We start from the raw sequence: 20304 nt of genomic DNA, 5'->3' as shown, positions 1-20304 counted from the left end.
TTACGGGTTAAGAATTTCGTTTTGCAGTCTTATCCAAGAAAAACGATCTTGCCCGAATACTAGGTTGCCATTTATCTCAAAGCTAGGAACACCAAATACCCCTTTGGCGATAGCATCGTTGGTATTTTTTCTAAGGAGCGCCTTTATCTCATCCTGAGAGCTTCTTTTGACAAGGTTTTCACCATCAAAACCTGATTGACTAAGAACGGAAATTAAAATTGCTTCATCAGTAATATTTTTATTATCAGCCCACGCTGCCTTAAAAATTGCATCGATGCACTCTGGCTTAAGCAAAGCAATCCGATTAGCAGTGACACTACGAAGTGGAAAATAATCATTAAAAACAAATTGGGCCCCACGAAAGCGAGCCCAATCACTCATATCCTGATAATAATAAGCAATTTTATTTGGATGGGCGCTCAACATGGGAATCGAGCTCACTTCGTAATTTTTAAACAATGCTCCTAGCAAAACTGGAATAGCTTTAAAATTTACTCCCGAATGAGCTAGCTCTTTGAAGGCCAAGTAGCTGTATGGCGAAGCAAAATCAAAATAAAAATTAATTGGCTGAGAATTTTTTTTCCATGGACAGTCTGGAAGAGTAAGACCTAGTCTCTCTTGAAACAGGTGTATTCGATCTGCACCAAAATAGATTTTGCCGTCCACTATAAAACTAGGCACGCCAAAAATCTTCTTTTCATAGGCTTCTTGGGTGGATTCTTTGAGCTTGATTTTCGCTTCTTCATCTGGAAATGGTAGAGAAAATTCTTGAGCAATCTTTATGATTAGCTCATCTTCATCAATATCTAAATTTTCTTGCCAATAAGCTTGATAAAGCCGAGCACTGAGTTGAGCTCTTAGATGGGATGGACTCTGTATTATCAGACGCATAGCTTTGAGCGAACTTAAAGGATGACGTTCATGAAAGTTCAAAGGGACATTAAAGTAATCTGCCTGACGCTTTATATCGGTCTTAATATAATCACGCTTTACCGGAGGCATGTGCTGATTTGGATCGACTTCTTTGTTCATCAACTTGAACAATCCACCAAGCAAAATAGGACGTAGTTCTACATTATTTTGCTCAAAAACTTTATTACGGTATAAAAAGCTAAAGGCCATATAGGCATAGGGACACACTATATCATAATAAAATAACACCATTATCACCTACTCCTTAAGCACCAGGTTCCATGTAGCGAGCCCGCCGTCTAAGTGAAAAACATTTTTAATGCCACGCTGTTTTAAAAGACGCTGTGCTAAATAACTTCGATAACCGGATCTCGAGTACAAAACGATCGGAGTATCTTCCTTGCTCAACTCGTTTAAATGTTCACGCAATGATTCCAGTGGAAGGTGCTGAATTTTTTTCTGGGTATAACCTGTGAACATCGCCGTCTCACCCACATCAACCAAGCGAAAATCAACTTTGCTTGCCACCCATAAGGCTAATTGCTCAGCAGAAATACTCGTTTCACCTTCTATGAGAGCCATTTTTGCCCTGGTAGCTGCTACTTTTAAGGGATCAAAAACCGGACCTGAATCGAGCAAAAACGCCATATCGAGGTCAACCAATTTTTCGGGAGCCCAAGCTTCTGAAACTGCCACTGATATTAAATCAATGGTTCTATCTACCCCTTTTTGTCCATAAACCTCGCCCCCAATAATGCAGCCTTTATTTTTATCAACCAAGAGCCGCACACACATTTCCTGTTGACACAAAAAACTATCTTCAGCGGAACCAAAAACTGTTGTAACAAAAGTGTTGTCTTCCCTAAAAAAGGATCGAGCTTCTTGCTCAGAAAGTCCTGTTCGAGCAAAAGAGGTCTCATGTATTTTTGTATACAAAGTTCCGCAAAATGGTTTTAGATGATCTATCAAAGCTGGATCATTAATTGCCGCATTAAAACCTGCTATGTGAGCTGTACGTAAAACTATTGCAGGATGAGGCACCCACTTTCTTTGGTGGGTAACAACCATTGGTACGCTTACACTGCTGCCACAGGCATAAACATTGGGCAGAGTTGTCGCCATGGAGTCATCTACACGAATTAATCCATCTGGATCAAGTGCTGCTCCTGCGTTTACTAAAAGTGAAGTTCGTGGAGTAAGTCCAATGCAAACAACAACAAGATCACTTTCAATAATTTCATTGCTCTCAAGTCTTAATTTCAATGAATTATCAGCTTGAGTCTCGGCATCTTTTATCTGCGCTCCCAATAAAATCTCTATCCCCGCCTGCTTAAGATGATCGACTATGGACTGAGAAAAAGCTAATGAAAAGCTCTGCATGATGCGTTTTCTCTGTTCAATAATACGAACATTAAACCCCAATTCCTTGAGAGTAAGTGCCGCTTCAACCCCATAAAAGCCGCAACCGACAACAGTAGCCGTCTTTGCACCTTCTTTGATAGCCTCTTTAATGAGCGAGATATCACGAAAATCTCTAAAATGGCATATTCGCTCTCCATCAAAACCTGGCACAACAAGTCTGTTTGACTGGGCTCCTCCAGCATAAATCAACGAATCAAAGTGAAGACGTTTATAAGTTTTTTCATGCTCAACCACCAAGCAACGAGAATCAAGATCAAGCTCTACAGCACAAGTCCGCGTCATGACTTCCACATTATAGCGTTGCTGAAAATAAGAATCTCTTGCTAATAATGCAGCCATTTTATCTTCACACAGCAACTGAGAACGCACACTGGTTTGAGCCCACATGATATGAGGCGCCTGTTCGATCAGGATTATTTTGGCATTTTCATCGGCCTGACGAGCCCGAGCCACAGCATTCGGCCCCCCATGAGAGCCTCCCACAACAATAATGGTTTTATTCTTGGTCATCTTACCCGCCTTTAATGCCTTTAAAAAAATGATGCTAATATTTTTTATGTGCGTGCCTGGTTAAAAGCTAGCCAACCAAGCACTCATTTTTTTCTTTCACTTCTTAACAATAAAAAATCAAAGTTTTTATTTTGTTATTATCTGGGGATATTTTATGCTCTCTCGATCAAGCCTGCAGCACCCATACCTCCGCCAACGCACATAGTACAAATGCCATATTTTAGCTTATTCTTTTCCATGTAGTGCAGAATGGTTGCTACTTGGCGAGCTCCGGTGCACCCTAATGGATGTCCTAAAGCAATAGCTCCGCCATAAGGATTAACTTTTTGCGGATCTAGTTTTAGCTCGCCAATAGAGTAAACTGCCTGAGCAGCAAAAGCCTCATTGAGTTCAAAGACATCAATGTCACTGATGGACAATCCAGTTACAGCAAGCAATTTTTTTACAGCGGGCACTGGACCAACTCCCATAATGGTAGGATCTACTCCGGCCGTTACAAAGGCCCGAAAAAATCCTCGGATATTTTTCTTGCTCTTTTGAGCCTGTTCTTTATGCATAAGTACCACAGATGCTGCGCCATCACTCACCTGAGATGAATTTCCTGCAGTCACTGTTCCATCCTTTTTAAAAACAGGCTTTAATGCTGACAATGCGCCCATTGTAGTGTCGCTTCGTGGTCCTTCATCGGTATCAATTACATATTCAGATTCACCCGAACCATCATATTTTTTAATTGTGATTCCAACGATTTCTTCACGCATCAAACCATTTTTAATGGCCGCACAGGCCTTTTGATGGCTCAACAAAGAAAATTCATCCTGACGCTCGCGGCTAATGGCAAACTTACTCGCCACTTCTTCAGCCGTAAGCCCCATCGATAAATATACCCCAGGAAAATTTTCCATAAGATAAGGGTTTGCACTTGGTTTGTGGCCTCCCATAGGAAGCATGGACATAGACTCAACGCCACCACCAATACCAACACTGATTTGACCAAGTTCAATAGATTTTGCTACATCAGCTACAGCATGCAGACCGCTCGCACAAAAGCGATTTATGGTTGCCGCCGACACTTCCACAGGTAAGCCTGCACGCAAACTCATGATTCTGGCTACGTTCATGCCTTGCTCTGCTTCTGGCATAGCACAACCAAAGATCACATCTTCAATTTCTGCCTCTTCAACTTGCGCACGTTTTATTGCCTCTTTTATTGTTGCAGCCCCAAGCTCATCTGGGCGAGTATTTTTAAAAACCCCACGCCCTCCTCGACCGATGGGAGTTCGAACTGCTGATAAAATTGCTACATTATTCATCATCATAGTGCACTTCCTCTGCTTTATTGTGGCCTTATTAGTTACGAAGGGGTTTATTGTTTTCAAGCATATAGGCTATACGTGCCATAGTTTTCTCTTCTCCACACAACGACAAAAACGCTTCTCTTTCTAAATCGAGCAAAGCATCTTCACTAATTTTTTGAGTGGAAAAAGTATCTCCGCCGGTCATCACATGAGCGACTTTGAGCGCAATCTTATAATCATGTTCAGAAATAAAATTGCCATCAAGAAATGAACGCAAACCCATAGCAAATGTAGCATAAGCATTTTTACCAGGAAGCCTAAACTGTCTTGGCTGAGGAGGCATATAGCCTGATCGAGCCATAGCCACAGCAATGGTGCAAGCATCATGCAGTTGATAACGGCGATTCATTGAAAAAGTATCATAGTCGGCAAGATACATGAGTTCTTTGGCTTCTTGAGCACTAGTCGCGACTTTGGCCATAGCCACAGTCTCGAGAGCTCGCTGCAAGAGCTGTTCCGTGACATAGGTTGGACTATCGATTGCACCCTTGAGCGTACGAGCAAGCATTTCAATATTGCCACCACCACCAGGAATTAGTCCTACTCCTACTTCGACCAGCCCCATATAGGTCTCGGCATGAGCATGAATGCGATCGCACCACATGGATAATTCGCAGCCCCCACCCAAGGTAAGTTGAAACGGTGCTGAAACTGTGGGCACCGAACAATACTTTAAACGCTTTGAGGTATTTTGGAAAAGCCGTATAGTGGCATCAACATCATCCCACATCCCTTGACTTGCTCCCATGTAAAGAAGCAGTAAATTGGCTCCAACACTAAAATTTGCCCCATCATTGGCGAGCACCAGAGCTTCAAACTTGCCCTCTTCGCAAAGATCAATTCCCTCATTGATGCCCTTCAACACATCTTGATCAATGGAATTCATTTTGGTGTGAAACTCTACGATCAATGCGCCATTGCCTGCATCCACCAAACTGTATGCATCAAGATCCTTCACAAGCTTATTTGAATCTTTCTTGAAGGTATCGATTTTCCATTCTCTTGGAGAGAATTTTACTTCTTGTTGATCGCGTGTTTTGGGGTTGTAAACATAAAAACGCCCGATATCATCTTGAGTGAAAAAGCTTTCACGACCGGTTTTGAGCATCTCTCTTACCCAATCGGGTACTTTGATCCCTTTCTTATCCATCAACTCGATGCTGTTTTTTAGCCCCATAGCATCCCAGGTTTTAAATGGCCCCATTTCCCAGCCAAAGCCCCACATAAGAGCCTTATCGATATCTTCAATACTATCGGAGATCTCACCAAGCCTTGCTGCCGCATAGGCACAGGTTTTTGCTGCAAGCTCAAAGAACAATTTTCCGGCTCGATCATCGGCATAAGCAACAGTGCGAATTTTTTCACTCAAATCAGAAAGATTTCTTATAGCGCCTAAGGAGTCAAATCGCACTTTATTCTTTTCTCGATAATTCATGCTGTTTGGATCGAGCACCTGTATGGTTGCGTCAACTTTTTTGTAAAAACCCTGGCCTGATTTTTGCCCAAGCCAACCATTTTTTACCATCTCTTGCAAAAATGAGGGAACTTTAAAAATCTCGTGGCATTCGTCTTTGCTTAGGTTATCATAGCAATTTTGCGCAACATGAATGAAGGTATCCAACCCCACAACATCTGCGGTACGAAATATAGCACTTTTTGGTCTACCCAATGCTGGTCCGAAAACAGCATCAACTTCTTCCACCGTATAGCCATGGTCAGTAACAGCTTTGATTGCCTCCATCATGCCGTAAACACCAATACGGTTAGCAATGAAATTGGTTGTATCCTTGCCAACAACAACTCCTTTACCAAGTTTTTCTTCACCAAATTTTTTAATCGCCTCCATTACTTCAACTTTAGTTACTGAAGTAGGCACTAACTCTAGTAAGTGCAAATAACGCACAGGGTTAAAAAAATGCATCACCAAAAATTTTTCACAAAATGCTTGTGAGAGTCCTTGAGTCATTTGAGCAACAGATAGTCCCGATGTATTTGAGGCGACTATAGTCTGCGGGCCTATGAGTACTTCAATTCTTTTAAATAGTTCTTGTTTTACTTCAAGTTTTTCAATAACGGCTTCAACAACCAAATCAGACGACTTAATACCCCCGAAATCATCTTCAATATTACCTATTTTAATTCGATCAGCCACTGATTTAGTGAACGCTAGATTCGGCTTACTAGTTTGAATTTTTTTTATCGCATCTTTGACGATCTTATTTCGATCTGCGCCCTTGGCTGGAATGTCCAGTAAAGTACACTCAATACCTGCATTTGCCATGTGAGCAGCGATTGCCTGCCCCATCACACCGGCCCCAATTACCGTCACTTTTTTTATTGCTGGGTTAAACGCACAACCATTGTTTGACATATCAACCTCTTTTGGCATTTTGATCAACTAAATCAGATCCTTAGACAAAGCTGTTAACACAAGAAAATTTGCTTGACCACGAGCTTTTGACTATTTAATGGGTCAAAATCATGGAACGGCGTAGCTAGGCCCTCTATTGACGAATCATAGCAAAATTGATATTCGCTTAAGTCTATTAATAAAGCCTTAATACTGCGATTAAAAAAGGTAAAAAACACCATCTTATTTTCGCGGTAGGAGTTATATAAAATGGTACTAGGTAATAAACATTTTGACGATTTGGATGATGATTTTAGTGACTTTGATGAAAAACTTGAATCATCCGGTGAATCAGAAGGCTCTGCCGCCAGTTGCCCAAGCCCACTCGCCTGGCGTAAAGTTTTGATCGAAAAAGCTGTCATCAATGTAAGAAAGGCCTACGATAATAAAGCCGATTTAAATGCTACTTACCCATCGGGCACTCTCGTATTTGATGATGAAGCGCATAAATTTGCGCGAGTTATCGAATCACGTCCTGGTTTTCTCAATGCTACGTTTATCGGCGGCGGCAAATTAGTTAAGCAAAATATTGATAAGCTCGACTTTGTGCGTCAAAACCGAGCCAAGCTCACCTTGCAGGAGATGGCAAAAAAATTATCTATCACTGAAGTTCAAGTAATAGGAATTCTTAATCAGATTGAACTTGAAAACGAAAAAGTTACTACTAAATCTGCACCCAGCTCGAGACCGGTGATTTCTGCTGCAAAGCAAAAACCTAGCAAAAAACCAAACATAAGCGTAGTGGCTCCACTTGCTTCAAAGACAAGCCCAAGCAACTCCATTAAAATTGCGGCAAAAAAACCAACTTCACTCAAAAAAGCCAAGCTTAATCTAGCTTCTGTTTCCAAAGAAAGCTCTATAAGCTTTACTCAACTGCTTCCTAAAGGTGCAACCACAGATCCTGTGCGAGATCCTAACGGCTACATCCAACAGAATTTCCTACTAATGAGCAATAAAGAACTTGCCAATGCTACCGGACTTTCAGAGCACACCATACGCCGCAAACTCGGTGAGTGGGGTCTTAAACGAAAGGATTTCGTCAATAAAGCCTAGAAACATAATTTTGCTTTCTTAGTTAGCTTTTAAAGCACGAATCTTAGCTTCATAAAAAAACGCACCCAATGATCTGGATGCGTTTTCTTTTTACAAACGGTCAAACAAGTATCTCCGATATAAATATATCTTGAAACGTCATTTAGACCCGCTTGTTTTAAAACTGCAAATTCAAGTTCCATACGATAATACCTTTTATTTTCAAAGCGTTACCCCACCCTGACGATTAAAAAACATGAAATAACTATTGAAGTTTTGATTTTTTTTGAACCAAAGTGTCATTGACAGAATCAGGCAAATAAAATAGCACGGCCGCTCTATGAAGATGTATCTCGAGCCAAAAGAGAATAAGACGCAACATCTAACTCGTGTAGATGTTTTTTTCGTGTTCGCATCTTTTTGGTCCTATGCTGTGGGAAATGTAGTGGCCTTGCGCCACATCCTATAAATTCCTTTCACAAAATTTTTAGATATTTAGTTTTTGGCATAGGACAGTTACTATGAAATTTTCCTCTATTATCGTTTACGGTTCCGCAATATTTGCAATGTTTTTTGGGTCGGGAAATTTGGTTTTTCCTTTACAAATAGGCCTGGCATCCGGAGACCATTGGTTTTTGGCCTTTTTAGGATTAGCAATTAGTGGAATTATTCTTCCGTTTTTGGGTTTATTTGTCATTAAATTACACAACGGAAACTACTACAATTTTTTTGGTCAGGCTGGAATTCTGGCCAAACATATTTTGCCTTTATTCATTTTATCTCTGCTTGGGTGTTTTGGAGTAGTTCCAAGATGCATAACTGTTGCTCATGGTGGCTTTAGTTACTTATATCCTAATACTTCTTTATTTGCTTTTAGCCTGGTCTTTTGCGCATTAACATTTATTTTTTGCCTTAAAGATCAAAGAATGATCAGTCTTGTTGGGAAGTGGTTGAGTCCTGCTTTGATAAGCTGTTTAGTAATATTAATCTTGTTGGGTATTTATTTATCTCCTGAAACTATCAACAAAATTACTCCCGTAGAATCATTTTTTGAAGGCTTTACAACGGGCTATCAGCTCATGGATCTTTTTGCTGCATTTTTCTTTTCTTCTTTAATATTTCTCCAAATACAAAAGGAACTTCCTCATAATATTTCAACAAAAAGATTACTAAGAATTGCTATTACTCCAAGCATAATAGGCTCTACCATGCTAGCAACGGTATACCTAGGTTTTGTTTATTTAGGAGCTCATTACTCTAATATTATTGCCAATAAAGACCCAGAAATGATGCTCCCTATTATTGCCAACCATGTTATGGGCCTTATGGCCACAACTTTCATAGCTTTTGCTATGGTTCTTTCTTGTCTTACCACGGTTGTTGCATTGACAAACATCTACGCCCGTTATTTATGCAATCATATAAAAGGAGCTCGATACACATGGATACTCGCAACAACGATTGTAATTTCTTTTATATTTTCTCTGATGGATTTCCAAGGAATTGCTAAATTTTTGGTACCCATATTGGAAGTATCTTATCCAGGCATAATTTTACTTACGCTCTTAGATATTATTGCGCCTAAAATGCATAGCACCATTAAAAGCAGCGTTTTTTGGGGAGCAACTATTATTATGATAGGTGTAACGGCGTTTAACTAGAATTATATAAAGGTTTTATTGGCTCTAAAAATCTTAGAGACTGTTTTGAAAATAATTATTTTAGTAGTCTTTGAAAATATTTTTGGCCATTGTCACTGTTATCCCCGCGCAGGCGGGGATGACAAGTAACGCGAAGCAATTGTTAATTTTTGGAAAAAGAGACAAAAAAGTATTCCCCAATTATTTATAAACAGTCCCTTAATGAAACCTAGAGTTTAATAACTCTTGACTGTGCAATTTTCAAACATTTTTACTGTCTTTAGCTGCTATTTACTGCTCACAATCAACCCATTATCGCGTTGAAGGAATTAAGTTCTTTAAGCATGGCTTCCATCTCTTTAATAAACTTTCGCAAATCACTTTCTTGTCCAAGAAGATCTGAATTATAATCCTTAGACTTTGAGTCTAAAGTACGCTCTAGTCTTTCGATATAATCAGGAATACTGCAGGTATTAGACTTATCTATAGCAAATGCAATCATTTTAACTGGATTTTTAGGCGCTTCTTTATATGCACTCATACCTGCAACTGCCCCCTGTGCTGTGTAAGGAACTTTACTTTCTAGAGAATCGAGCGCATTTTCCAACCACGGTATTACCTGTTCGTCACAACGGAATCGTATCTTGTCAAAAACATTAGAATTCACCATAGCTAAAGCTTTTTTTAAAAGATTTGCATACTTCGTGTGCATTTGGGAAAACATGACTTTCTTGGTAGTTTCGTTCTTTGGCTCTTGATGTGCAGGTTTAAAATTATCATCAGAATTATTCTGACAAGCAGAAAAAAAGATGAAACATATAAAAAAATAAACACGCATATACACACTCCAACAACAACATTAAAAGCATCCCATTAAAGGCTAATAATATCGAATTATTATAACAACTTCAACGATTAAACAATCGGCTTTCCGGCTTTAATAGCTCGCACGCATTCAAGCAACCATTCTCTTAGGCGTTTTTGATCTCCAGGGGCAAATTTGACAAATTTTGCTCCCACCATCCATGAACCACTTTGATCTTCTGACCACACTACTTCTGAAGAAATTTTGAGGAGTTCAATATCTTTGCTCACAGGGATGTAGAGCAGAATGTTAACTTGATCGCCAACACTCAATTCTTCTAGAGTTTCAAAACTAACACCACCGATCGCTAAATTTCTCGAGGTTGCAGTAAAGGATTGCGGTCCTAAGGTCACTTCAATACGAATTTCAATAGGGGCTCTTAAGTGCCTGGTAGGCTTTTGCTCACTTGCTTTTGCTTCGCCTGGTTGTGGAATATCAGCTTTTTTACTCATAAAAACCTCGAACTAATAGTATTTAAAATGGGAACAGTATTTTCTACCTATCTGATTTTTTTTAGGCAATAAGGTGATCAATATAATCAATAACTTTGCCGGGTAAATCCTCTGACATTTGTAAGATACAGGTCGGACTGGTGACATTGATTTCAGTCAAAAAATTATCGATTACATCGATTCCTACAAAATGTAAGCCTAACTCCAGCAGATAAGGCCTAAGATGAGAGCATATTTCATATTCTTTTTGAGTAAGTTTGCAAGCTTTGGCACTTCCACCCGCGTGAAAATTAGCTCTATGATCACTTTTATCTGGCACTCGCAAAACAGCTCCCAACACTTCTCCACCAAGCAGTAAAATTCGTTTATCACCTTCGCGGGCTTTTTCTACATAGGCCTGAGCCATCACTGGCCGACTAAACGCTGCACTGAGCATTTCTAAGGCAGAACCAACATTAAGGTCGCCTTGTTCAAAAACCAAAACCCCGCTTCCTCCAGCCCCAAAGAGTGGCTTAAAAACAGCTTTTTTGTGTTGAGCCAAAAATTCGAGCAGATCTTTTTTGTATGAAGAAACCAAAGTGGGCGGATAAAGGTGCGAAGCAATTTGTTGGCCAAATAATTTTTCATTAGCAATGAGAAGAGCATCCGGATCATTAATAAACAGTGTCTTTTCGGCGTCATAGCAGCGAAGCATGAAAAGGCTTGCCATAAAATTTTCATCCACCGGAGGATCTTTGCGCATGAAGATTACACGAAACTCATCGGCACTGATATTATTTTTGCTGGATAAATATTGTGGGACTTTTGTGTAGCCTTTAGCGATTTCTACAGCGGCGGCATGAAAGTGCAATTTTCCATCATGCACGTTGATATCGCCAATTTCGCACGCGAAGCTCTCAATGCCGCGCGAAGCTGCCTCCGCCATAAGTGCAAGCGTAGTATCAAAATGTATATCAAGACTATCTAAGGGATCGGTAATATAGAGAAATTTTTTTGCCATCGCATTTTTTCCTGAATAAAAAACTACAACACCGATCCCTTGTGCCTTTTTTTTTTGCCATTTGAAATGACCTCGATTTTTCACGAGACCATCAAACATTTTGCCTAGGTTAAACCTCTTTGAGCGCTGCTATGACCTTGAGCAAAGACTGTTTTGCATCACCAAATACCAAACCAGTTTGTTCAAGTGTAAAAAGTGGATTCTCAACGCCAGCAAATCCTCGTCCTCTACCACGCTTCATCACAATCACTGCCTTTGCTTTATCTGCATTTAAGATGGGCATTCCGTAAAGAGGGCTTGTTTTATCTTCTCGCGCGCTAGGATTTACTACATCATTGGCACCAATGATTACAACCACATCACTCGATTCAAAATCACCGTTAATTTCTTCTAAAGAAAATAGTTCATCGTAGGGAATATCTGCTTCGGCGAGGAGCACGTTCATATGCCCCGGCATTCTGCCGGCTACTGGATGAATGGCATAACTCACTTCAACCCCCAAGGCTTTGAGAGCATCAGATAGTTCACGTAACGTTCGCTGAGCCTGCGAAACAGCTAAACCGTAGCCGGGCACTATCACTACTTTTGCTGCTTGCGATAAAAGCATGGCAGCATCAAGCGGCTGAAACTCCTTGAGCGGTTTTTCTTCGGCTAAACTTGCGGCAGTCAGAGCATTGCCAAAAGCTCCAAAGACCACATTCATCAACGAACGATTCATTGCCTGGCACATCAAACGGGTCAAAATAACTCCCGATGCCCCAACGAGTGCGCCTGAAATAATAAGAATGTTGCTGTGAACCACAAATCCTGCAGCCAGCGCCGCCAAACCTGAATAAGAATTGAGCAAGGATATAACCACCGGCATATCAGCACCACCGATAGGCAAAACCAACAAGACTCCCAAGAGCGCCGCAACAAAAGATAAAACACCAAACCCAAAAATACTGGCAGGATTTTTTATGAGCAGACCTAGACTAAGCAGAATCACTACGAAAAGCGCTCCGCTCAGCAAGCGCTGCCCCTTGAGCAAAAGAGCGCGAGTGCTAATAAGCTCTTGCAACTTTAAGTAAGCCACAATACTTCCGGTGAAGGTAACAGCCCCCACAACCACACTAAACCACGTGGTAAAACTAAAAATAAAACTCGCTGAAGTCTGCGTGTGCAAGAAGCGATAGATCTCAGCCATAGCTACCATTACGGAGGCCAAACCTCCCAGGCCATTAAAAATAGCTACCATCTGCGGCATGGCCGTCATCTCGACTCGCTTGGCCGAAAAAATTCCAACTAAAGCTCCGCTACCCATACAAAGCAAAACTGGCATCAAGTGTGCAGCTTGGTTGGCAGTCAGAGTGGCTATAACCGCTCCCCCCATTGCCACAGAGCCTATAAAATTGCCTAGGCGTGCAGTCTTGGGTGATGAGAGCATTTTGAGACATATAAAAAAACCTACTGCTGATAATAAATAAATCATTTCGATAATAAATTCGTTCATTTTCTATCAACCACCCTTTTTAGCGCGAAACATACCGAGCATGCGATCGGTGACCCAAAATCCACCGACAACATTGATAGTGGCCAAAAATATGGCACCATAGGCAATATAACTTCCTAGCTCACTCGTGCTTTCGGAAGCAACCACTAAAGCTCCCAACAAAATTATGCCAGAGATAGCATTTGAACCCGACATAAGTGGCGTATGAAGCATAGTCGGTACTTTTGATATGATTTCAAAACCAATAAAGCTCGCCAATACAAGGACATAAAGTCCTAAACTAAGCTCGTTCAAAGAAAATTCACTCATTGCTCATCCTTTTCTATTGCGCCAAATGCTTGGTGCGTCCAACGACCTTCGTGACAAATAGTGCTGTGCATAATGATTTCATCTTTCAAACTAAAACCTTGAGACAAAAATAAATTAAGCAAAGAGCATATATTTTTACTCATGGCAAAACTTGCATCCTTGGCAACATGCCGTGCTAAATTATCTGCACCGTAAAGCCATGCATTATCTATCTGTAGCCATTGGTCTACAATACTCCCTTCAATATTTCCGCCAGTCTTAGCAGCCATATCCACAATTACAGAACCAGGTTTAACCTGACTTAATAAACGCGTATCAAGCAGACGCGGCGCTGTTTTTCCAGGAATCTGAGCAGTGGTAATAATAATGTCGCAATCTTTGGCAAAATCTGTCAGCATAGAACGCTGTTTTAAAAGACTAGCCTCGGATAAACTCTTTGCGTAACCGCCTTCTCCTTCTCCAGATTCATCGAGATTAATTTCAACAAATTTTGCACCTAAACTTCCTACCTGCTCTTTTACAGCGCTGCGAACATCATAGGCAAAAACGACCGCCCCCAAACGCTTGGCAGTCGCAATGGCTTGCAATCCCGCAACACCAGCGCCAACAATCAATACGCGAGCAGGCTTTATGGTACCTGCTGCTGTCATGAAGAGCGGCATCACCTTATTGAGACGCTGTGCCGCACTAATCACTGCCACATAACCCGCAAGATTAGCTTGAGAACTGAGCACATCCATACTCTGGGCACGAGAAATACGAGGAATTAGCTCTAAAGCTACTATGCTTGCCTTACGTTTTTGCAGAGAATCCAGCAAAGACCTATTAAAATATGGATCGAACAGAGCGAGCAATAATTTACCGGCTACTTCATCCTCTGGTGTAAAATCACTGCCATCAACCGCAAGAATGACATCTGCTGCTTTAAAAACATCAGCACGATTTTCTAAGATTGTTGCTCCGAACTTTTCATATTCGCTGTCGCCATAACCTGCTCGCAGTCCAGCATTTTTTTCTACCACCACCGAAGCGCCAGTCTTGATAATATCGCCAACAGAAGCCGGCACTAAACTTACTCGGCTTTCTTGATTGTTTCGTTCCCGAACTACTCCCACGGTTTTCATAGGCATGCTCAAATAAAAAGTATGTTTAACGAACCGAGAAGTATAAAAGACAGCATCAGCAGTCAATGTATACAGAATAAATTTATCTAATAAAAATCATAAATTAATATACTTCAACTTCAATTTACTTAATTTGAAGCCGAGCAACTCAAATATCACCAACTTTTTATGTAACAAAATTTTTAATTTTTCCTTAAGCCTTTTCTTCAATCAAGCCAAAAAGGGCACCCGGAAACAACAATAAAAAATATCCAAGGAGGAATTCATGAAAGTTATTTCATATATTACACTTTTATTTTCTCTTTCTCTTAGCGCTCACATTGATACTCTCAGCACCATGAAAATAATCGCTCATACTTTGTATAATTTGGGAGATGACAACAACCACATCGATTCATCAATAATAGATTCTTCCGATGGCAATAACCTGCCTATGAAAGCATTGATTGCAACACAAGATATTATGTCAGGCATCAAAGAATGTGTGTTTATGAAAAAAGGTGCCTATGGACCGCACTTAAGCGATACGATGCAAGATAAAATCTCCCATGAGTTCAATAAATTCATTCAAAAAGAACCAAGATTGCTTACTTTCAAAATCACCAATCCGCAAATAGAATTCGGCTCTGGTATTTTTAATGCCCCTTGCATCTTCGCAATAAAAGATCCGCATTCTGGCAAGACCTTACTGTTGAGCTCTGCTGCCGAAGATTAGCATTGACGAGATGCTCTTGATGCCATACCTTGCCAAAGCAAAAAATTTTGGCATAGCCCTAAAAAGCGATATCAAATTAATATCAAATTATTTGAACAAAAAAGCCTTATACAAAACAAGGGTGGCATCATATATGAACTACATATCTCTTCCAATCAAACTCTTGTTTTTCCTAGTATCAATAGTTTTTTTGGGAATTCTTAGCACAAGCCTTGCCTTGTTTATGAATTCACAAGATCAATCTGCATTTCAGATTACAAACTGGGGCCCCGTCAGTGATGCCACTCTTTCTGGCTTCGCCTTACCCACTTACTTCAGTCAGCACAATTTATTTTTTATTTTTATTAGCGTGCTATTACTGTGTATAAGTTTTTTGGCTCTTATGATTTATCTATTTTCAAAAAACTTTAAAAACTTGAATATTTTTTTTCATAACTTCAACAAGAATCAAAAAATCAATTTGAGTCTTCGCTTAAAAAGTAAACACACGCATAGCAGTACAAATTTACCAGCAAAAATTAATGACAGCTTGAGCATATGGCGCAATTCAATTATCAACATCAACCACTGCAGCCATAAACTAGATCAGGAAATAAAAAAATTAATAACTTACCAAAAAAACCAAGAGCAAAAAAAATATGATTTCTCTCAAAAACTCAAAGCTATTGAAAACAAAATTATAAAGGTAGGCGCTTTGCAGAAAGATTATTTTTTTGAACTTGAGCGCTATGAGAGCTTAATCCACCGACAAAGTGAACTTTTACGACTAAGCGATATGGCAAATGGTGAACTTTCGAATGAATCCACCGTTCTCTCTGCCGAACTTAACCCTCATATCCAGTCTATGGTTGTAAAGTGCAAACTCGAAAATTTAAATCTTAAAAATCTCACCAAACAACATCAAAAATTAATCAACGACTTAGTTCTTAAAAAAGAAAACATAAAACAAGAATTAAATGCTGCCTATCAAGAAATCATTGAGACCACAAAAAACAATTTAAAAGAAGACAATGAACTAAACAAATCAATCATTTTTTTAACATCGACTAAAAACAATCTAAACAACCTAAGTAATAACTACATTTTATAGACTTATCTGTTGGCATTGCCATTCGAAGATTAGTTTCTTATTCTTCGTCCTCATGATGCCTAGTAAGCATAAAAAACCTTAGGAAAAAAACTATGAAAAACTATCTTATTGTTGCGCTCGTATCTCTTGCAGCCATCTCCCTAAACGGCGCCGACCTTGGGGTAATTAAAGCAAGCAAAATTATAATTTCAAACTACACCCTGACAATGAATGAAGAGGAATGATAATGAACCAATTATCTCCATTGAGGCTCGTAGTTTAAATATAATAAATTAGCTTGATTTTTGTTTAGAAAACAATCCTGTTTGTGATTGCTCTAAACCGACTTAATTATTGATAAACACCCAATGCTGATTATGGCATGGGGTTTTCTTATCAGATGGCTTTCAAATTTATTTTTGGTACAAATTGCTATTATTTTTAGCAAGCTTAAGCCCAATTTCACTGTTTGAGAAAAGCAACTTAAGCCTTTAATCGCAAAAATTTTGAAACTTTGGCCCACAAAGTTGAAAATGATATTTTCAATCGAAAAAAAATCACTTAGCAGTTGATATTACTTTTTTACTTGTAATGTTTGAGGTTGTAATCATGGAAAATATCGTAATCTACAGCATTAACAATTGCGCTTACTGCGATGCTGCTAAAAATTTGCTCAAAAATAATTCGCTTGCCTTTAATGAAATCAATCTCAGCACAGACCCAGAAGGCCGCCTCAATCTTGTAGCCAAAACTGGGCAAAGAACCATGCCACAAATTTTTATCGGCGAAAAATTTATCGGTGGCTACACCGAACTCAAAGCCTACCTTCAAAGCACACGATAAACAGGAATTTCTCACATGAAAACTAAATGGACAATTCAAGACAGCCTTGAGCACTATCTCATTTCACGCTGGGGACAGCCTTTTTTTTCTATCAATGAAAAAGGCAACCTTATATGCACTCCCAAAAAAAATGTATCCGACTCGATCGATATCAAAGAGCTTCTAGACGACTTACAAAAGCGTGGCCTTAAACCACCATTGCTCATACGATTCAACGATATTTTGGCATCACAAGTTGAATCTTTAGGCATGAGCTTTAGAACGTGTATTAAGGATTACAGTTACAACGCCAGTTATCGCACGGTAATGCCCATAAAAGTGAACCAGCAACGACATGTAGTTGAACAACTTGTAAAAAATGGTGCTGCTTTCAATCTTGGTTTAGAGGCTGGCTCCAAACCTGAGCTTCTGGTAGCCATGGCACTGCTGGAAAAAGATAGCGGATTGCTTATCTGCAATGGCTATAAAGACGAAGATTATATTGAAACTGCGCTACATGCTGAACGTTTGGGCATTCCAACCGTGTTGGTACTCGATCGATTTGCTGAACTCTATAAAGTAATCGAAGTAAGCAAACGTTTAGGCATAAAACCACGTATTGGCATTCGTGCCAAACTTGCCGCGCGAGGCAAGGGGCGCTGGGTAGAATCTTCGGGAGATCGCAGCAAGTTTGGTTTGTCCATACGCGAAATCATGCAAGCCATAGAGATTCTAAAAAATGCCAATATGCTCGAATGCTTAAATCTTCTCCACTTTCATATAGGTTCTCAGATAACAAGCATTCGCTCCATAAAAAATGCCATGCGTGAGACAGCTCATCTCTACTGTGGCCTTCGTGCTTTGGGTTGTACAGGTTTAGACCATGTTGATGTTGGTGGCGGTCTTGCCATCGATTATGATGGTTCGCAAAGCGACTTTCATTCATCCATGAACTATTCCATGCAAGAATACGCCAACGATGTTGTAAGCGTCCTTCAAGATATCTGCGACGAGTTGGAACAACCTCATCCTCATATTATTTCCGAATCAGGACGTGCTTTGGTTTCACATCACGCCGTTTTAATTTTTGATGTCTTGGGAGTTAATGAGTTGGGTGGCAAAAATGCCAAGGCCATTCACAAACCCAATGAAGAAGACCACACCATTCTTCATACCATGCATGAAGCCTACGCCAGCGTCAGCGCTAAAAATGTGCAAGAATGCTTCAACGATATTGTTGCGGCTAAAGAAGAAAGTGTCGCGCTTTTTAGTCACGGCGTCATTTCTGTGGAAGAACGGGCACGAGTTGATGAACTTTTTTGGGCAACTTGTAAAAAAATTCAAAAACTAGTGGCGACCCTGCCTTATGTTCCTGAAGATCTCGACACACTTAACAAACTGCTGAGTGACACCTACTATTGTAACTTCAGTGTTTTCCAATCGATTCCAGATGCATGGGCGGTTGATCAATTATTCCCCATCATGCCCATACACCGACTCAATGAAAAACCTACCCATGAAGCGATTTTGGCAGATCTCACCTGCGATTCAGACGGCAAAATTGATCAGTTCATTGATCTAAGGGATGTAAAAAGAACCCTAAGCCTTCATGAATTCAATGAAGAGGAGCCTTATTTTTTGGGAGCATTTTTGATCGGAGCCTATCAAGAAACTTTGGGCGACCTACATAATTTGTTTGGCGATACCAGCGCGGTACATGTTTCCTTGGGCTCAGACGGCAGATATCGCCTAGAACATGTTGTGGTCGGTGATACCGTAAGCGATGTGCTAAGTTATGTGGAATACGATTGCCGCGAACTTTTGCGCCGCATGCGCGACTCAAGCGAGCGGGCTGTACGCCGTGGGCGGATGACTATAGAGCAATCTGCTCAACTCATGAAGCGTTACGAAGAAGGGCTTTCTGGCTATACCTATCTCGTTTAAACTTGGCTAAAAAAATTGGTTTTATAAAACAAGGGGAGCTTTGCTCCCTCTATTTTTGCTCTGGCCATAATTTATAGCATTTAACTGAGTTTTTAATTTCTTCCTAGTTCTCGCTTTGCTGTGGGCGTTCAGAAATTAAAAGCCCAGTTACTTTCTAAAGATTGCCATAATATCCCCCCTTGACCAATAATCGCCCGCAGAACCTACCTATTCCACTCAAAAAAACAAAAAAAACGAATTAAAAATAAAAAAATAAAATTTTTTTAAATTTTTGGAATCAAGTTTTATCCAGCGTTGCTTATCCCGCACATTAACTCAGTAACGACGAGGAAAAAACTTATGAAATTCACTAAACGCGTAGCATATTGCGGCGGTTTTTCTGCATTGCTCTTCTCATTAAATACCAATGCAATGCAAGGACAAGATCAAGGTCAAGAAATGGCAAAATGTGATGCTATAGAAGACTGCGAAATGGTTGATTACTCTCAATCCGTACCACCACTCTTTACAGAAAAAGATTCTTTCGAAGATTACAATCGTACAACCGAAGAAGATTTCCGTTGCAAAGTCACTGTCAATCGCTGGGGAACCGATACAACAGTTGTAAAAGGAATTATTAAAATTCACCGTCAAGAAAATTGGGGTTCAGCAGATAACCGCCATGAAACCTACACTGTAGAAAAAATTATACCAAGCGATGAAAAATGCTCTATGGAACAAGAAGTAAGTCAGTTGGTTGATCAACTAAACTCAGAACAATTTACACGCGCGAGCGATAAACAAATTTACCAAATGGTGAGCGCTGAAGGACAAGCCTATCAAACCGATATCGTGACATTCCAAGATGACATGATCGAATTTACTATGCGCAAAGTTGGCAACAGCACTGGCCCTAATGAAGTTCGCAACTACTGCGGTCGCGATGCTTTGAAGCAAATTAGAAACTATGTGACTGATGCAAATGCAATACAGACCTTACAACATGCTGATGGAAAATTTAACAAAGTTGATCTTGGTCGTCACAGCAGCCACTCCAAAAAAAGAAATAAATAATTTCTAGATAACAAAAGCTCAGGAAAGCCTGGGCTTTTTTTAATTTAATAGATTTAATTCGATCACTACACTGCTTGACAGCTCTCTTTTCCATTGAAACTCTTACTTCTATGAGCACTATTTTTTATTTATCCAAGGATATTAAAACACCTCTTGGTTCTATGACTGCACTTGC

At 40.0% G+C, this 20304-nt stretch carries 17 protein-coding genes; 7 read left to right on the top strand and 10 right to left on the bottom strand.

The window, feature by feature from the left end; all coding sequences use genetic code 11:
• The 4 genes from H6731_09085 to H6731_09070 all read right to left on the bottom strand — a co-directional run bounded on the left by H6731_09085 (nt 1) and on the right by H6731_09070 (nt 6573).
• A complete protein-coding gene (locus H6731_09085) occupies nt 1-1164 on the bottom strand; it encodes a DsbA family protein (GenBank protein USN50402.1) in 1164 nt (387 codons plus the stop codon).
• Between the two features lie 6 nt (nt 1165-1170).
• Nucleotides 1171-2844 carry an FAD-dependent oxidoreductase gene (locus tag H6731_09080; protein USN50401.1) on the bottom strand — a complete coding sequence of 558 codons (1674 nt, stop codon included), beginning with the start codon at nt 2842-2844 and terminating at the stop codon, nt 1171-1173.
• Nucleotides 2845-2996: 152 nt separating this feature from the next.
• Nucleotides 2997-4157 (bottom strand): thiolase family protein, encoded by a 1161-nt coding sequence (locus H6731_09075; GenBank protein USN51976.1) that lies wholly within the window; start codon nt 4155-4157, stop codon nt 2997-2999.
• A 37-nt stretch (nt 4158-4194) separates the two neighbouring features.
• Entirely contained in the window at nt 4195-6573 is a 2379-nt protein-coding gene (locus tag H6731_09070; GenBank protein USN50400.1) for a hypothetical protein, read from the bottom strand.
• A gap of 249 nt (nt 6574-6822) precedes the next feature.
• On the opposite strand from H6731_09070, the gene H6731_09065 reads away from it, so the two are divergent.
• Both H6731_09065 and H6731_09060 read left to right on the top strand, forming a co-directional pair.
• Complete coding sequence (locus H6731_09065) at nt 6823-7665, top strand: hypothetical protein (GenBank protein USN50399.1); 843 nt, start codon at nt 6823-6825, stop codon at nt 7663-7665.
• A gap of 500 nt (nt 7666-8165) precedes the next feature.
• Nucleotides 8166-9305 carry a branched-chain amino acid transport system II carrier protein gene (locus H6731_09060; protein USN50398.1) on the top strand — a complete coding sequence of 380 codons (1140 nt, stop codon included), beginning with the start codon at nt 8166-8168 and terminating at the stop codon, nt 9303-9305.
• Nucleotides 9306-9588: 283 nt separating this feature from the next.
• On the opposite strand, the gene H6731_09055 is transcribed toward H6731_09060, so the two are convergent.
• The 6 genes from H6731_09055 to H6731_09030 form a co-directional block, all read right to left on the bottom strand.
• Nucleotides 9589-10122: a hypothetical protein gene (locus H6731_09055; GenBank protein ID USN50397.1), complete on the bottom strand. Its 534-nt coding sequence runs from the start codon at nt 10120-10122 to the stop codon at nt 9589-9591.
• A 77-nt stretch (nt 10123-10199) separates the two neighbouring features.
• Nucleotides 10200-10601, bottom strand: coding sequence for a PilZ domain-containing protein (locus tag H6731_09050; protein ID USN50396.1), 402 nt, complete (start codon nt 10599-10601; stop codon nt 10200-10202).
• Between the two features lie 61 nt (nt 10602-10662).
• Nucleotides 10663-11685, bottom strand: coding sequence for a glutathione synthase (gene gshB, locus H6731_09045; GenBank protein USN50395.1), 1023 nt, complete (start codon nt 11683-11685; stop codon nt 10663-10665).
• 25 nt (nt 11686-11710) lie between these two features.
• Nucleotides 11711-13093, bottom strand: a complete 1383-nt coding sequence (locus H6731_09040; protein ID USN50394.1) for an NAD(P)(+) transhydrogenase (Re/Si-specific) subunit beta — start codon at nt 13091-13093, stop codon at nt 11711-11713.
• A 6-nt stretch (nt 13094-13099) separates the two neighbouring features.
• Nucleotides 13100-13402, bottom strand: coding sequence for an NAD(P) transhydrogenase subunit alpha (locus tag H6731_09035; protein ID USN50393.1), 303 nt, complete (start codon nt 13400-13402; stop codon nt 13100-13102).
• On the bottom strand, nt 13399-14526 hold the full coding sequence (locus tag H6731_09030) for an NAD(P) transhydrogenase subunit alpha (GenBank protein USN50392.1): 1128 nt from the start codon (nt 14524-14526) through the stop codon (nt 13399-13401). The genes H6731_09035 and H6731_09030 overlap by 4 nt, the downstream gene beginning before the upstream one ends.
• Before the next feature lie 265 nt (nt 14527-14791).
• Here H6731_09030 and H6731_09025 point away from each other — a divergent pair, with 265 nt between their 5' ends.
• From H6731_09025 to H6731_09005, 5 genes are all read left to right on the top strand, one after another.
• Nucleotides 14792-15241 (top strand): hypothetical protein, encoded by a 450-nt coding sequence (locus H6731_09025; GenBank protein ID USN50391.1) that lies wholly within the window; start codon nt 14792-14794, stop codon nt 15239-15241.
• 133 nt (nt 15242-15374) lie between these two features.
• A complete protein-coding gene (locus H6731_09020) occupies nt 15375-16331 on the top strand; it encodes a hypothetical protein (protein USN50390.1) in 957 nt (318 codons plus the stop codon).
• A gap of 588 nt (nt 16332-16919) precedes the next feature.
• Nucleotides 16920-17153, top strand: a complete 234-nt coding sequence (locus tag H6731_09015) for a glutaredoxin (protein USN50389.1) — start codon at nt 16920-16922, stop codon at nt 17151-17153.
• Nucleotides 17154-17168: 15 nt separating this feature from the next.
• Nucleotides 17169-19076 carry a biosynthetic arginine decarboxylase gene (speA, locus tag H6731_09010; protein USN50388.1) on the top strand — a complete coding sequence of 636 codons (1908 nt, stop codon included), beginning with the start codon at nt 17169-17171 and terminating at the stop codon, nt 19074-19076.
• A 339-nt stretch (nt 19077-19415) separates the two neighbouring features.
• Entirely contained in the window at nt 19416-20129 is a 714-nt protein-coding gene (locus H6731_09005; GenBank protein USN50387.1) for a hypothetical protein, read from the top strand.
• Nucleotides 20130-20304 lie beyond the last annotated feature (175 nt).

The organism is Myxococcales bacterium (assembly GCA_023898405.1).
Taxonomy (GTDB): domain Bacteria; phylum Myxococcota; class UBA727; order UBA727; family JABDBI01.
Note: the sequence above shows the minus strand (reverse complement) of the source record. Positions and strands in the feature narration are given on the sequence as shown.